13 protein-coding genes are annotated in these 16668 nt (G+C 35.9%); 2 read left to right on the top strand and 11 right to left on the bottom strand.

Features of this window, described 5'->3' with window-relative positions; all coding sequences use genetic code 11:
* Positions 1 to 159: 159 nt before the first annotated feature.
* From Q4566_RS09380 to Q4566_RS09330, 11 genes are all read right to left on the bottom strand, one after another.
* The gene (locus Q4566_RS09380; protein WP_303420451.1) at positions 160 to 1311 is read right to left on the bottom strand and encodes a BamA/TamA family outer membrane protein; all 1152 of its coding nucleotides are present in this window, start codon (positions 1309 to 1311) and stop codon (positions 160 to 162) included.
* A gap of 182 nt (positions 1312 to 1493) precedes the next feature.
* Complete coding sequence (locus tag Q4566_RS09375) at positions 1494 to 2441, bottom strand: transporter (RefSeq protein ID WP_303420449.1); 948 nt, start codon at positions 2439 to 2441, stop codon at positions 1494 to 1496.
* Positions 2442 to 2469: 28 nt separating this feature from the next.
* Positions 2470 to 3045, bottom strand: coding sequence for a DUF4136 domain-containing protein (locus Q4566_RS09370; RefSeq protein ID WP_303420447.1), 576 nt, complete (start codon positions 3043 to 3045; stop codon positions 2470 to 2472).
* Between the two features lie 300 nt (positions 3046 to 3345).
* Positions 3346 to 5040, bottom strand: a complete 1695-nt coding sequence (locus Q4566_RS09365) for an arylsulfatase (protein WP_303420445.1) — start codon at positions 5038 to 5040, stop codon at positions 3346 to 3348.
* A 64-nt stretch (positions 5041 to 5104) separates the two neighbouring features.
* Positions 5105 to 5917 (bottom strand): hypothetical protein, encoded by an 813-nt coding sequence (locus tag Q4566_RS09360; RefSeq protein WP_303420443.1) that lies wholly within the window; start codon positions 5915 to 5917, stop codon positions 5105 to 5107.
* A gap of 24 nt (positions 5918 to 5941) precedes the next feature.
* Entirely contained in the window at positions 5942 to 7342 is a 1401-nt protein-coding gene (locus Q4566_RS09355) for a DUF1254 domain-containing protein (protein WP_303420441.1), read from the bottom strand.
* 7 nt (positions 7343 to 7349) lie between these two features.
* Positions 7350 to 8831: a DUF1254 domain-containing protein gene (locus Q4566_RS09350; RefSeq protein ID WP_303420440.1), complete on the bottom strand. Its 1482-nt coding sequence runs from the start codon at positions 8829 to 8831 to the stop codon at positions 7350 to 7352.
* A 776-nt stretch (positions 8832 to 9607) separates the two neighbouring features.
* A complete protein-coding gene (locus tag Q4566_RS09345; RefSeq protein WP_303420438.1) occupies positions 9608 to 10999 on the bottom strand; it encodes a TolC family protein in 1392 nt (463 codons plus the stop codon).
* Between the two features lie 2 nt (positions 11000 to 11001).
* Complete coding sequence (locus Q4566_RS09340; protein ID WP_303420436.1) at positions 11002 to 12183, bottom strand: HlyD family secretion protein; 1182 nt, start codon at positions 12181 to 12183, stop codon at positions 11002 to 11004.
* A gap of 23 nt (positions 12184 to 12206) precedes the next feature.
* On the bottom strand, positions 12207 to 12653 hold the full coding sequence (locus tag Q4566_RS09335) for a DUF3302 domain-containing protein (RefSeq protein WP_303420433.1): 447 nt from the start codon (positions 12651 to 12653) through the stop codon (positions 12207 to 12209).
* Positions 12654 to 12861: 208 nt separating this feature from the next.
* The gene (locus tag Q4566_RS09330) at positions 12862 to 13866 is read right to left on the bottom strand and encodes a sugar kinase (RefSeq protein WP_303420431.1); all 1005 of its coding nucleotides are present in this window, start codon (positions 13864 to 13866) and stop codon (positions 12862 to 12864) included.
* A 375-nt stretch (positions 13867 to 14241) separates the two neighbouring features.
* On the opposite strand from Q4566_RS09330, the gene Q4566_RS09325 reads away from it, so the two are divergent.
* Together Q4566_RS09325 and Q4566_RS09320 are read left to right on the top strand one after the other, a co-directional pair.
* The gene (locus tag Q4566_RS09325; RefSeq protein ID WP_303420430.1) at positions 14242 to 15249 is read left to right on the top strand and encodes a DUF4421 family protein; all 1008 of its coding nucleotides are present in this window, start codon (positions 14242 to 14244) and stop codon (positions 15247 to 15249) included.
* Positions 15250 to 15327: 78 nt separating this feature from the next.
* Positions 15328 to 16668, top strand: coding sequence for an NAD(P)/FAD-dependent oxidoreductase (locus tag Q4566_RS09320; protein WP_303420428.1), 1341 nt, complete (start codon positions 15328 to 15330; stop codon positions 16666 to 16668).

The raw sequence follows: 16668 nt of genomic DNA, 5'->3' as shown, positions 1-16668 counted from the left end.
GGTACTTGTGTTTACTCATACAAAAGTATTGAATGTTTATTGTTCAAGAGGAAGGTTTAAGGCGGACTTAACACTTAACTACCTTAAACCTAAAAGTAATAGTGGTTTTAGGTTACAAATCGCATATTCATTTTAACATCTTAATAGTAAGGTTTGTTGTTAACGCATCCAATTGCTTCCAAAAACCACATAATATGCCCATTGTTCGGGGCCTTTTGCTATATCCATCCCCATTCGTAACTTAAATTTTCTTGCAATTAAGTATCGAAATCCAGAACCATAATTATACGTTATAGATTTATTAAAAGTATTATCCCATTCATCAAAAGCATCTCCTACTCCTCCATATAGCATTACACTCCAACGCTTGTAAACATCGAATCTAAATTCAGCTTCAGTAACTAAGGTCGCATTGCCTTGATATCTTCCAGCAGGCACACCTCGTAAATTAATGCTTGGTTTTAAATAAAAAGGAGGATCATTCAAAACTTGAGCACCTTCAAATCGAATTCCTGCAATGATTTTCTTGGTTATAGGATAGTACCCAATTAAAGAATAATTAAGACGCCAGTAGGAATAGTCACTTCCAATAGCTGAATTCGACCAGAAAAAATCGGATTGAAAACGGACACCTTTATCTGGAGTAAAAACATTATCTCTACCATCAAACTGTATCGCACCTCCAAGCTGGCTAACTGAACTTTTTAAATCTTTTTCGGTAACAAAATTGGGTAGGTTATCATTGGGTAGGGTTATATCTGAATTTAAAAATAAGTATTGAGGACCAGCACTCCATTTAAAATTTCTAAATTCCTTTAAAGCTTGAACATAAACAGACGCCGATTTAAAATTGAACTTAAACTCTTGATCTCCTTTGAAGGGTAGGGTTTCATAAAATGAGAGGTTCAAATGTCCATAAGCAGCCATTATTTTATAATTTATCCTAGGTTTAATAAATGTACCTACTCGAAAACCTCCAGCTAACCAACTTTTATTTGCTGTATACATAGCTAAAGCTCCTGTCATATCAGGGTTTATCCTTCTTTTTTTTCCGTTTTCATCTATAATTGGCGCATGTTTTTTTAAAAACACAGGAACTAAAGCACCGCCAACCCCACCTAATGCGGGTTCTGTAATTAAGGTTGGAACTACAAGAAAACCGTTGGCATAAATAATGTAATCACTTAAGTCTATAGCTCCATCTATTGAATCTTTTAAAGTTATTTTCTTATGATGGCTCTGACTTTGTAATATTTGACTATAAAGCACTAGGACTAATTGTAAAACGAAAAAACAAATTCTTTTAGCCATAATATTTACAATGATTAGAATTTAAGTGATAGAAATAGTCCGTTTTATAGATTAAAATTAAATTGATAAATTTTAATATCCTTCATTTTCTTACGTAGTAAATTTAATATTTAGCTATGAGGTAAGGAAGAAAAGCATATGCCATCAAATAACATATGCTTTTTTTTATAAATATAACAAAGTTACTTTGTCTTTTTTAGACCAAAAACATGAGCCAAGGTTATAAAAAAAGTATTCCCCTTGAATCTGCTTTCAGCACTAAGCTCATTGAACCACCTCAAACCAATTGACATATTCGAAGAAATATGGAAATAATTAGCTTCGACACCTAGGCCCATAATTTTGTCCTTAATGCCATATATGTAATTGCCAGTTAACTCATTAGGTATTTCATCCTTAGTAACTTTATATTGCATATAGTAAACGACTCCAGCATTAATTAAAGACTTTGGAATTTTTTGACTTTCATCTAACAGATAAAAGGTTTTTCCAAGTCCGCCTTCAATAGTTAAAATATCTCCTGTTTTTATATCTGTGTCTTTCTTCTTACCATGCATTTCATAAGAAAATAAGGTTGAGAAATGAAACGTTTTTTTGGAGTCAAAATATGCTGTTGCACCACCAGATAATTCATTTATAAACATACCTAAACCGCTGTTGTCGGATGCTCCTAATTCATACTTACCTGTTGGAATAAACATCTGATAACTAAAAACATAATCCATTCTAGAAGTATGCCAACCAAGTTGAATAGGTTGTATATAAATATCAGATAAAGCAAAAGGACTCTCTGTATTAGTAAAATTACCTTCAATATAATTCGTAGCAAAAGGAACCAAAATAGATGCTCCCCAATTGGCACCAAATATTTTATGTTCACTAACCCAACTACCTCCTAGTCCAGTTAAAAACATTGTGAAATCTGGGTTTGGAGCTATTGAATTACCATGCTCATCTTTAAGGGAAGATGCATTATATAGGTAGGCTGGAATATAAATACTAAGAGTGTTTTCGGGAACTTGTGTTCCCGATTTTAATCCCATAGATCCTAATAAGTGATCACCTTTTAATTGAGCATTACAAAGCACTCCAAAACTTAAAAAAAATGTGATTACGATTAAATTACGCATTTATTTTTATTTAAGAATAAATTAAATATTACTTCGCAGCTGGTTCAGGAGGAAATCCACTTAAAATCTTTTTGATCGAACTTGAAACAAATTCATCAGGATTCGAAACATTATTGTCTATTGTTGCATTTCCAACACCTTGCCATATTAGTTTTTGGGTCTTAGAAGAAACAATATCAATCATTAATGAGCCATCCACATAATCATCAGTATTAAAGGTTGTAGATCCAGACACCATACCGCCACCGGCTCCCCAGTAACCATATGGTCTATAAAAACCACCATAACCATAGAAGTCTGTATTAGCACTAACAGCCACTTTATTTTTTTGTATGCTAATTGCATTCACTTTTAAATCTGGGTTATCACTACTTTCAGTAAATCCTTTAGCGATCATTTCTGTTCGAATCGCATTAGTTATTCTCTCAATATTTAATTGATTCAATTGCCCTTCTAGTTCTTTTAAATCGTATACTTCAAAAGTTTTATATTCTTTGAAATTGATTTGACGATCGAAATCAGTAGTCACTTTAAGTGTTGGACCGCAGCTTGTGTTAAATATTAAACACAAGCCGATAATTGCTAATGTGATTTGATTTTTCATTTAGTTAAAATTTTAGATTAATTTTAAAATTCCAATTTTTAATTTAATGTAATAGTCTATGAATATTTAAAACTGAAAATTCAGACTGCCAAATACTTGGAATGCTGGTCCGGCCATAACCTTCATAAAACGTGGTAAATTGTGGTTCGTGATAATTGGCTTTCATGATTCCATGATGATTTAATATTCAAAGAGAAATATTGCTTTTCTAAAAACTCCATGCAACAAAGTAAATATATTGCATGGATTCTTTTTAATATTCAATTATTTCTAGCTTAATCTAGATAATTCGGCCTAAACCTACTTCTTTTTATTGGATTTCTTAGTTTCTTGTTGTTCTTTAGCTGCTTCCTGCAACATTGGGAAGTGTTCTTCCAACATTTTAAGTGCCTTATTGGCTTTCAAATATTCTTCCATAATATTTGCAGGATTAAAACTTGGTGGGTAAGAGCGAGGAGGATATTCTTTAAATGTTCCCACAAACGCAAATACATCTTGCATCATTCCATAAGCGGAACCAATATGATTAAGATTCCAATCCCAATAGGTGTTTGATGTAATGTCGGCACGTTCATATGGGTCTTGCATCAGGTTAAATATTTTTTGCAGACGAAGTGTGGTAAAGGGTTCTGCCCACAAGCCCATTGTTCCTGCCATACGCTGTTCTGAAAACACATATTTATAATCCCCTTGTCTATAAGCTACTAGCAATCCATCATCATCCGCATAAAAGAAATTATTACGAGCGCTGTTTACGTTATTGTTCCTACCTACAGTTCCTTCTACCTTAGTAAGGAAGTCATATTGGTCAAAACCGTCCAAGTGAACTTTATATTCATTCCCATTGGCCTTGTAGCCTTCTTTTAATTTATTTACGATATCAGGTTCACCTGCTACATGGCATAAAGTTGGAATCCAATCGTTGTGCGACATAATCTCATTTGTAACCGTACCTGGCTTAATTTTTTCAGGCCATCTTACTAGACAAGGTACTCTAAAGGCACCTTCCCAGTTTGTGTTTTTCTCAGAACGAAATGGCGTCATGGCAGCATCAGGCCAGGTGTTCATATGTGGGCCATTGTCGGTGCTATAAATTACAATCGTGTTTTCAGAAATCCCCATGTCATCAAGCGCATTTAGGATATCACCTACGATGTCATCATGTTCCATCATACCATCGATGTATTCACTGTCCCCATGTTTATACCTGCCACGGTGTTCCTCACGAACATGTGTGCGCAAATGCATACGTGTAGCATTGAACCAAACAAAAAACGGCTGATCGTCATTGTTCTTGCGTTTCATAAAATCAATGGCTGCGGCTGAGGTTTCATCATCTATGGTTTCCATTCGTTTTTTGGTAAGCGCTCCTGTATCTTCAATTTTTTGCTTCCCAATTTTGCCGAAACGTGGATCAACAGTTGGATCATCAACATTTGTAGCTGTAGTTTTCAATACTCCACGTGGTCCAAATTTTTTAATGTACTCAGGGTCTTTTGGATAATCAGGTAATTCTGGTTCTTCTTCTGCATTTAAATGGTATAGATTTCCAAAAAACTCATCAAACCCATTAACGGTTGGTAATGATTCATTTCTGTCTCCCACATGGTTTTTACCAAATTGTCCAGTAGAATAACCAAGGTTCTTTAGCAACCCGCCAATAGAAGGATCCAATTGGCTCATTCCCATAGGCGCACCAGGGAAACCTACCTTACTCAAGCCAGATCTAATAATGTGTTGACCAGTTAAAAACGCCGACCGACCAGCTGTACAGCTTTGTTCTCCATAATAATGCAGGAATTTTATTCCCTCGCCTGCTATTCTGTCAATATTTGGCGTGGTGTAGCCCATAAGTCCTTGCGAATATGCACTAATATTAGATATTCCAATATCATCACCCCAAATAACTACAATATTTGGTTTGTCTTGCCCCCAAGAAGTCGTGTAGACCATAACCAAGGTTACAGCCAGAAGTAGTTTTTTAATAGATTTCATTGCTTTTTAATTTATGATTAATAGTGATTAAATATGTTCCATTTGAGATTTTGTAATATTCAGCTTAAAACTGAAAATTTAGACCGCCAAATACTTGGAATGCTGGCTGGCCATAACCTTCATGTAACATGGTAAATTGTGGCTCTAGGTAGATGTTCATCACAGTTCCTCCAGCTTTTAAAACGTGTCCAGCACCAATCCCTAAAGGGACATTGTATGATTCTGTTTCTATATTGAAATTCCATAAGGCTGTTGAGCGCAGATAGGCACCTTTACCCAACTGAAAAATCCCGAAAGGTTGAGCAATAAGTAAATTAACATCAGAACGATCTTTGTCTCCCGCAAAAGATGTCTGATAAGTAATTAAAGCACCCCATTGCACGACAGGAGATGCCGTATTAAAAATAACCAATGCGGCACCAGCTTGCCATTTTCCAGCTCCTGTATGTGTGCTTGTTGCTGTCGGCATCACTACCTGCGGGCCAACGCCAATCAAGGTTTTAGACTCTGGTTTAGAAAGTGTGTAAGTTGCAAAAAAGTTAAAGTCGCCTGTACCAGAACTGTATTTAGGTGTACCTGTAGCTTCGTATCCAGAAGGCAACGTACTAAATGGCATAGTAGCACGTAATAAAATTTTTCCTTTGGCTAATGGCATAGAATAACGTAATAACATGGTATTAGCTTTTAAATCAGAATCGTCATAGATGGAGCCAACATAATAATTCTGTATGTTAAAGGCTTTTGTATTAGCTAATGGATTATTGGCTTTAGCCACTTCTTCCGAACTTATTCCTGTTTTTTCTTGAGCTACCAAAGCTACTGGAGCAAGTAGAACTAAAAGTGCGATAGCGAGTACGCCGTATTTAAAGTTTTTCATCTGTTGGTTTAATTTCTTTAAAATTTATTTTACAAGTGTCGGCATTGGCATTTTCCAATTTCCGCTGGTGATTTCTTCTCCTGGACCATACATACGTACGATAATATTGAATCCGCCTTCTTTTGGTGTAGGTAGCCAGTTGCTCTCCTTTCCTTTTCCTGGAGATTCGCTTTGCAGGTAAATAATTAAGTCACCATTATCTTCGTATTTCAAACCTTTTGTTCGGTCTCCAATAGAATATCTATCTATAGGGTTGGCAACGAGGCCTCTTTTCGGTAGGTTATACATGGTCAGACTCCAGAAAAAATCAACTGTAGGAAGTTCTTCCTTTTTGAAATGCAAAATATATTTATTGCTACCAATTAGGTCTTTCCCCTCGTTATCGAACATCGTTCCTACGTACACAGCTTCTTCTTTGGTGTTTCCAAAAAGTCCCATGGCAGCGGCAGTGGCACGAGCTAAATAATTATTACCAAGTTCTTTTCGACTACCAAATAAGTGCAATGAACTTGTGGTCTTGTCGCTGTTTTCTTTCAGTGCTTTTTCGCCATCGGTAATTCCTGCTTTGATGCCTGCGAGCACTTCTTCGCTATATTCACTTTTATCAAATTTCTGTCCAGGTACCAAGCCTATTTTTGCAAAACGTTTGTATAAATCCACTTCGCTTTCATCCACCTTAACATATTGCAAAAGTGCATTGAGCACATTTATAAATTCTAAGGATGTATAATCTGCTTCATTCCAAACAGGTAGAGGCAGGTTGTAGGTTTTGTTTTTTGGTGGCTCGGTTTGCGTGTATTCGTGCAACGGTATCAATTTATAACCTTTTTGAATTTCTTCTATCAATGCCGATTCACTTGGATCATCCATTTCTGTACGTCCTAATATGGTAACTAAATTTGTTTCAGAAGTAAAAGCTTTGTTGATTTCTTCAGGAACGCTTCCTTCCCAATCTGGGCCAGCTATTAAATATTTACCTGCTTTATTTCCTGTAGCACGTGATCCGATGTAATCGAAATTAAAAGTATAAAGGTCTACTAATTGCATCACATAATAACGATCGTCTTCTATTTCTGGAACTTCCAAAATCATAGGTTCATCAGACAGATCTAAAATAGCCCATGAATAAGGTGTGTCGTTGTTTGGTGTTACTACCGTAGAATCTGAAGCTGTAAAGCTTGTGGAATAATGCTTGAAGCGATTGAAACCGCCAGCATATTCTGCACGGTCTTTATTCAAAGCATAAATAGATTGCGATTTGTAATTATAAAACACCGAAAACCCATAAATCCAGGCTTCCTTCGCTATGGCTCTAGCCGAATCTGCCGAGACGGTATTTTCTATTTTAGATGGAACGTTTTTGTCATTGTTTTTGCAAGAGGCAAGAAACAAAAGGCTAATAAAAAAAATTAGTGTGTTTTTCATGATTCAATTAGTTTTTCATTTTGTTAATGTCATCCATTTTCCAACTTTTGTCGAAATAGGCTTCGGTTGGCGCATAAAAGCGCATATAAGCAAACCAATGTTTTCCAGGTATGGTCTGTACCCAATTTTGTTCTTTTCCTTCAGGAGCGGTTGGCCCGAAATAAAGATCTACGGAGCCATCTTCGTTTTTAATTAAGTCTTTACGAGAGGATAAATCTGCATTCTTCTGCTCATTTTGAATGAGACAGCGTGTATTCCCATCATAAACTGTCAATGACCAAAAATTTAGGGCTGGAGGATTTGCAGGAACATTTAAAGTGTAAGATTCTTCACCATCGAACCACTCACCATCGCTATCTGTATAACTACCTAAATAAGCTTGACCCACATTTGGCACTTTGGTAATCATGGCTTTTGAGAAAGTTACGGCTTCAAAAAAGTAAGAGGTTCTTCTGTAGAATTCATCGTAGTTTTCTGCTCTTTGTGCCGAATTGGTCATGACCATCACGTAATCCCAATTTTTGTCTGGCCAGTGTTTATTGTTTTTAAATCTCTTATCAAATGAATTAGCATATGCCATCATCTTACCTTGACTTGCACCTTCTAATAAAATCTTCTTTTGCCTTGCGGTTGGTTGGAATGGTTCTCCTTTACTAATCCCTAAATTATGCAACCATGCCATAAAAAAGCGATCGCGTTCTTGGACTGGTTCATTTTGAATAATTTTATGTAATCTTTCCCAATACGCCATACCGTCTTTAGGATTAGCGGTCATTCTATTACCGTTCGGGGAAACTACTTTTGTTGGAGGAGGATTATTTCTATCTTCATAAGAATACAATTTCACAGACCGAATTAATTCTTCCGCAGCTTTTGGATCAGGGTCTAAAGCTCTAAAACCAAAGAAAATATTCATCATATTACATTTTATGGTGTAATATCCTGGCGCATTAATAGCTTCATGTCCTGGAGGAATTAATAAGTATTTACCTCCCTTGCCTTTATCTGCACCTACCTCGCCAATGGCCGCTAACTCTCGTTGCCAAAAATCGGCTAAGCCTCCAGCAGTATGTCCTGCAGGCATTTCTATAACCATTGGACCTGTTTTTGATAAGTCCATTAAAGCCATTACATAAGGTGTTGTAGCATTTGCGGTAACTATTGCTAATTTGTTCATGTATGTATCATACATAACCAAATCGTTATTAGTTGCACCATATTGCTCTTGAACATATTGCCATTCGGCGAAGGATACTAGTGGCAACGCCCATAAGTAGGTTTGTGTTGCTTGTTGATAATCCATTTCATCAAAAACAGCAGGAAGAGATGATCTGTCTGGTAATTCGCCATCCATAGTTATGGCTTTTTTATCACCTGTTTTTGAAACGGCATTCTGCGTTTCTTTTGAGCTTTGTGATTGTTGTTGCTGAGTACAACTAGTGCTAAGTATAAGAATACAGCTAGTGATGTAGAATAATCCTTTTTTCATTACTATACTATTGAGGGGTTATGATAGTTTTATAAAAAATTCCTGCCAAACACAATAATAATATGTAAATTATCATGGATGATAAGGGTAATCTAAAATACAATTTTAAATTAAAATGTTAATTTTTTTTTTATTTTTTTTATTTTTTAACATTTTATGTAAAACTATCTTATTGTTCGTGAGATTAGAGTATTAAAAAGGAATGAATTCATCTAATAAACTTCCTTGGAAGTCTTTTTACTTATCTGATAGGGGCTTATTCTGTTTTTTCTTCTTGCTCATAGATTCACGTAAGTTTATTTTATTCATATTTTGGAAAACTAATGTCATTCATGAAAAAAAAGAATTTATGATTGTATTCTAGATCGCTCTGTTTAATGATGTTCATGTTGGCGTATTTTTTAAATCTTTTGATTTAGATTAAATTTAGTTCTTCACGTAATTCTTATGTTAAATTAATTATTTTGTAGATAGGTTACAAAAAAAGTAGGCTTGCTTAAGCATTCTCCGGATGCACATATGATAGTCATATCTGGTTATCATGCGGTAGACGCAAAATTTGTACGAATGTTTATATCTTGGTAGGCGTTTTGTTTTTTAAATTGATGGAAGAAAGTAGATTAAAAAAGAGATCATTAATTAGGTGAAGACAGTTTTAATGTTTCTCCTTGTTATGTCCTGTTTTCTTAGGCGAAGGAATGATCTTTCGTGAATTTTTAGTTACTGTTGTTAATAGTGATGATGTATTATATTTAGATATGGGTAAGCTATTGATTCTAAAAGCTTCCTCCCAAGGCTACAAAAAGATTAATACGCTGAATGATTTTTTGCGTTTGAATGTGAAGTAAATCGGTTTGCGTTTGATACAAATCCATTTGTTGATCAAGAAGATCTCTCATGTCACTTTTTCCAACTTTGAAGCGGATTTCTTCCAGTTCAAAGGCACGTTGGTTACTGTTTGTGGCTTCCAAAATAAAATGCTCACGTTCGTCAATAATTTTTACAGCATCTAAAGTGCTTTCAACATCGTTCATAGCGTATAGAACTGTTTTTGCGTAATTTTCAACAGCCTGTTTTTGTTGAGCTGTTCTTATGTAAACATTGGCGTTTAATTGACCACCCATATAAACTGGGGCTATTAATTCGCCGCCAATACTTCTAATGGGGTTAGAAAAATCATCGGTGAGTTGTATTAAAGGGCTATCTAACACCCCAAAACCAGCGGTTAAGCTAAGACTTGGTAATTTTGCCGCATTGGCTTCGCCTACGCGATAGAAGGCCGCATTAAATTGTTGTTGTGCTGCTAAAACATCTGGTCTACGTTCTAAAAGTTGCAAAGGGATTCCAGTAGGGGTTTGAGAATTAATATCAATGAGTTGGTTTTTTACGGCTATTTCAGCGTGCGGATATCTGCCTAGTAGCAACTCTAGGGCTCGTAATTGGTTGTTATAAGACAATTCTAATTTTTTGTGCGCATCCTTGAGGGTGTTTAAATTAGCATTAGACATGACAACATCTATTTCTGTACCAATGCCTATATCGACTCTTTGTTGCGAAATGGTTTTTAGGTTTTCAGACGATGTAATCATCTGTTCAGCAAGTTGTAATTGTAAATAGTTTTCAGAAGCCAAAAAGTAAGATCTTGTCACGTTTGCTGCAATCGAGAGTTGGGCAAAAGAATATTCACTTTGTGTTGCGGCTAAATTAGCTTCCGCTGCATTTCTAGCATTGCGTAGTTTTCCCCAGATATCAATTTCCCATGATGCTGAAAAAACGGCGCCATTTAGTCCGCCGCCGAGATTCCCGCCTAGCTTGGTTGTTTCTCTTCCTAAAATTGAAAGTGCTGGGCGTAATGCAGCTTGGGCGACATTCACATAACCATGAGCTTCTTCTATTCGAGCACTACTTATGCGTAAGTCAGGATTAAATACTAGAGCTTCTTTGACTAAGGTATCTAAAATAGGGTCGTTAAAAGTGCTTAGCCAATTGTCTTTTACAGCGGTTGTGTCTATGCTATTTTGCCAAGTTGAAGGCAGAATGAAATTGGCAAAGGCTTCCTCTTGAAATTTTTCTCCAGAAGTAGGCGCTTTAACAGCACAACTTTGTGTTACGCCAAGACTTAGCGAGAGGATAATCAACCAAAAGATGTTTCTAAAATAGTCTTTCATGCCTAATGTAGTTTAGGGACTACCCAATCTAGTTTCGTGCCTACTCGAATAATAACCTTTCTAACCAAATGAATGATGCTGCCTTTTTCAGTATATATAGCACCCATACCTACAGCGCCAGGTGCTAGAAATAAGTCTTTATCTGCATCAGAAACCTTCAATCTTACAGCAAATCGGCCTTCTTCAAAATGTGTTTCTTGAGTGTCTGGTAATTTTCCGCTAACGGTTAATTGGCCTTGCGCATTGGCCCAAACGATATGGTCTACTTCACATTTAATAATTCTGTTAGGATATGTTTTTAGAGCGACTTCGGCTGGGTCGCCATCTTGAACATATCTAATTTCATTTTGTTTATACAAGGCAATAAGCCATTGCTCGTCTTCAATAAAAGTTAAAACTGGTGTAATAGGAAATTGAACGGCCATAGCGCCTGGTCGTAATTGTAAATTAACCACCCGACCATCAGCAGGGGCTCGGTATACGGTTTGATCTAAACGCCACTGTGCTTCTTTCAGTTGTGCTTTTGCTTGCTCGAGGTCTGCTCTAGCTTGTGTGATTTCAGATAATTCACCTTCCGAAGAAACGGCTGAAACTTTTTGTAAATATTGAGATTTCTCCGATTGAGCAACTGCTCTTTGTGCTTGTAAATTGCTGAGGTTGGCTTGTGCTTGTTCGTAATCGAATTTGGAGCCTGCACCTAAATCGGCTAATTCTTTAGTTTGTTGCTGTCTTTTAATTGCTAAGTCGAGTTGCGCATCTATAACTTGAATTCTATTGCTTGCCGTTGAGATTTGATCTTCGAGTTCTCTGTCGTAAGCTTTAGCACTCACTACTTTAGCTTCTAATAAAGGGATTCTAGATTTAAGATTATTAACTTGAAGTTTGAATGGTTCTGGGTCAATTTTGAATAAGACTTCCCCTTTTTTTACATGTTGATTGGGCTCAATTGGAACTTCTGTAACCAGACCAGTAACCGCAGGAACCACTGAAACATTGTAATTCATAACACGAACATCGTGAGATGAGGGTGCGAAAATATTAAGTAAAAGAATGAGCATTGTAATGGCTACAACCGGAATAATGTAAACAATAACTTGGGTTATAGTGTTCCATGGTAATAATTTAAACTTAAAAAAGATAAGCCATACAATACCGCTATAAATAAGAAGTAATAATATTTCCATTTATTTTATGTTTTAGAGGGTGGTTATTGGTTTTTGTTTTCTGGCTGTTCAGGGGTGTTTTGGGGTGCGTCAGGCTGAGGTTGATTTTGTTCTTTAAACTCTTTTATAGTAGGCTCATGATAATCGCCTTTATCGGTGCCATAGGCCATTTTGTAGAAAACAGGTTTGCTATAAGCCCATAACCAGGCTAAAGGCCAAAGCAAGCCGCCAAAAAATAAAGATAGAATGCATAATATTTTTATAGCTTCTGCTTGAGGGTGATTTCTCTTTTCTGCAACGCGTTCAGGAAGTACGTGAACAAAAAGGAATAAACCAATACATGCAATTGGAGCTATTATAAGTGCTACCCAGCTAATAACTTCAGCAACGGAATCTTCAAATCCGCTTTCATGTTCTTTAGCTAAGACAAAAAGGGGAAGTAAAAAAAATAAAACACTAATGCGGAACTTCTTGGAGGGATATGGATTCATGCTTGGTGGTTTTACACAAATATAGGGAAATATAATGGTGTTTATAACTAATAAATGTCTGTTGTTTAAGTAAGTATTGTGTTTTTAAATTGGAGCGAGCAATCTAGAGAAACATGAGCTTCTAGAAAAAAACTCCAATGCTCATTTTGAACATTGGAGTTTTTATAATCTTATTTCATTAAGGTAATTCGGGATTGAATTACTCAAACTACCGCTTCAATGCCCCCGAAGTATTACCGTCCATAAGGCTGGTAATGTTTTCTAAAGACACCATATTCACATCACCCATCACGGTGTGTTTTAAGGCACAAGCGGCTGTAGCAAAATCAAGCGCTTCCATGTCAGTATCATAATGTAACAAGCCATAAATTAAACCAGCAGCAAAGGCATCACCAGTACCAACGCGGTCAATAACATGAGAAATATTTAAGGTTTCCGTTTTAATGTATTCAGTGCCCGTCCACATGCGTCCTTGTATTTCCTGTTCAGAAGCACTTACAGATTTTCTTTTCTTACCAACAACCTTTTTGATTCTAGGATAAGCTTTCATAAGTTCTTTTGCTGAGTCCTTAAGTTTTCCGCCTACTTCACCTAAGCCAAACATTTCATTGATACCTCGCGGACTCGAAATCACAATGTCACAGTGTTCTACCAGTTTAGGCATCACTTCTTGCATAGTTTGTCCGTATTTCCACATGTTTTTTCGTGAATTAATATCGCCTGAAACCATAATCCCCATTTTGTTGGCTGTTTTAATAGCTTCTAAGCAAGACAAAGCAGCACCTTCTGAAATGGCAGGAGTAATGCCAGTCCAGTGAAACCAATCGGCGTCTTTTAGAACATCTTCCCAATCAATCATACCAGGTTGTATTAATGAAAAAGCAGAGCCTTCTCTTTCATAAACCACGACACTTGGTCTGTGTACGGCACCTTTTTCAAGAAAATACATGCCTAGCTTATTATCGCCATAAATTATTTGATCGCTACTCAACCAGTTTTTACGTAAAAATTGAGTTGCGGCTTTTCCTAAGGCATTGTCAGGAAATCGTGTCATGTGAGCCGCTTTCATGCCTAAGTATGCACATGAAATAGCGACGTTAGCCTCACCACCACCATAAACAAGATCAAACGAATTTGCTTGTGAAAACTTTAAATATCCAGGAGGTGATAAACGCATCATTACTTCTCCAAATGTTACCAGTTTTTTAGCCATATTTTTGTTTTATTTTAATAGTTTTTATTGTTATGCTGTAATATTTCTCTTTTTTAAATCCAACCTAGCTTATAATGAGGTGTTCAGTTTCGAAATAAAGCGTTTTGATTCTCAATACAGAATTAAAAATACAATTTATTAAGAAAATCTGAGTTCAGGCACTATTAATAAAGCACAAGATACACAATACAATATTTATTTTTAGAAGGAGGGTGTAAGATGCTAGTTAATTAGTCATAAAAAAAATCGATAGAGGAAGGATTTAGAATAAGTTAGACCTAATTTTGTAGAGTAGAATAGATTTATGGTAAATTTGAATTTATTTTAGAATTACATTAAATTCATTCAATATTTAAATGATTATCTTTAATCTTTATGCTGAAAAAATCTCTTATTATTTGTTTTTTATGTGTCAGCCTAGCTGCCTATGCTCAAAAAACAAGGCGTTTAGATTCCTTAAACGCAACGCAGGTAATTGATACTTTACTTATTGATAGGGATATCAATAATTGGTCTATTAGGTTGTTTACTAACTATAAAGGGCAAAGTTTTAATTTAGTTGATAGTGATGATAAATTATCTTTTAAACCTAATAGTAGCCCAGGCATAGGGGTTGGTTTAGGAACCAGTAAAGCAATAATAGATATCGCTATTAATTTAAGTGGAGAAAGGGAAAACCCAACGAAGCGTTTCGATATGCAAGGTGCTGTGATTGTTGGAGATCACAATTTGGTTGGTTTATATGTTCAGCATTATTCAGGTTTTAATGTTGAAAATAACTTTGGTAAACCTGAATTTTTTAGAGATGATATTGAGTCCTTTTCTATGGGCCTTAATTACTTATATACTTTTGAAAAACTCTCTTTTTCTAGAGCGACTTTAAGAGCTGGTCTAATTAAAGAAGAAAAAAAACATTTTATAACCTTTGGTGTTGGTGGTTTTATGGTTTACGATAAGTTTTCAGGTGACGATACTGTTGTTCCTATTGAAAGCGATTTTGATGAAAATAAACAACTTAATAAGTTTAAAGGCTTAGGTCTTGGTGTTTCAGCAGGGGTTATTTCCGTTTTTGTGCTTCCAGCGAACTTTTTTATTAATTTGGATATAACTCCGGGTATTGGATTAATGTCAAAGTCAGCCTACAACGATTCTGGTAAACAGAAAGTTGATAATCCCTTGCTATATAAATTAGATTATAATGCAGGTGTTGGTTATGCTTATAAACGTTTTTATGTGACTTTAACCTACGGAAATGGGCTTTACACAACGCGTTTAAATGATGGTCTTAACTATCTTTTTGGAAATACCAAAGCCAAAATTTCATTTGGTTATCGCATAAATTCAAATAAAAAACTGAAGCTACCTTTCGAGAAATCTAAATAACCTTAGACCATCTTATCAAGTTAGATTTAACTGTGTTTGAGTTAAGGACTAACAACAGAACATCTTACCTTTAAATTTATGGAATATGATGTTTTTATAATAGGCAGTGGAGTAGCAGGACGCTATGTTGCTAAAACTTGTGCCCAAGCTGGGTTAACTGTGGCTATTGCCGATAATCGCGAATATGGAGGCACCTGTGCCAATAGAGGTTGTGACCCTAAAAAAATAGTGATGGGGCCTACTGAGGTTTACGATCTTGCCGAAAATCTAGAAGGCAAAGGTATTGCTAAACTACCCAAATTGAGTTGGAAAAAAAATCAGAAATTTAAGAAGAGATTTACCGATAAAGTTCCGCCTGGAATCGAGAACAAATTAAAGGATTTAGGGGTTGAACTTTACCATCAATCGCCCAAGTTTCTTGATAAAAACACGCTTTTGGTAGAAGGGAAAACTATTAAAGCAAAAAAGATAGTGATTGCTACGGGACAAATTCCGAGGTCGTTGGATTTAGATGGCGCTAAGTTTCTTCGAACCAGTGATGATTTCCTAAAGCTGAAAAAAATGCCTAAAAGCATGATTTTTATTGGAGCAGGGTATGTAGGTCTGGAATTTGCACACATGGCGGCCAGATATGGGAGTAAAGTGACTGTTATAGATCGCGGGGAGCGTGCTTTAGATGCCTTTGATGCCGATTTGGCTTCAGAACTAGTTAGAGCTTCAGAAGAAATGGGGATCAAATTTATTTTCAATTCAGAAATAAAAAACATTGAGAAGCTTAGTAAAAATTACCGTGTCAATTATAAACAAGGAAACAGTAATGAGAAAATAAAGGCGCGCTTAATTTTTAATACCGCCGGAAGAGTACCGGCAATTGATGCACTAAACCTAGATAAAGGAGAGGTGACGTTTTCAGAAAAGGGTGTGACCGTTAATAAATACCTACAAAGTACTTCAAATGATGATGTTTATGCTTGTGGTGATGTTTCTAGTCATAGTGTCCCATTGACGCCTTTGTCGAGTATAGAAGCTAAGGTGGTTTCAGATAATATTATAAATGGCAATAAGGAAGAAATAGATGTGCCACTTGTGCCTTCAGCAGTATTCACAATTCCAAATTTGGCTATGGTTGGTTTATCTGAAGCCGAAGCTAAAAAAAGATATAAAAATGTTATTGTGAAGCATGAATTTCCTTCAAAATGGTATAATGTGAAGCGTAGTAATGAAAAAGCTTACGGTTATAAAATTATTATTAATGAGCGTACTAATGAAATTGTTGGAGCGCACATTCTAGGACCTCAAGCGGCTGAAACCATCAATTTATTTACCTTGGCTATTAATTTAAAATTAACCACTGAGGCTGTGAAAAAGATGATTTTTATCTATCCTTCATGGTCTAATGATGTAAAATATATGTTGTAA

Source organism: Tamlana sp. 2_MG-2023 (assembly GCF_030548465.1).
In the GTDB taxonomy this organism is placed as follows: domain Bacteria; phylum Bacteroidota; class Bacteroidia; order Flavobacteriales; family Flavobacteriaceae; genus Pseudotamlana.
This window is presented reverse-complemented; position numbering and strand designations above follow the sequence as displayed.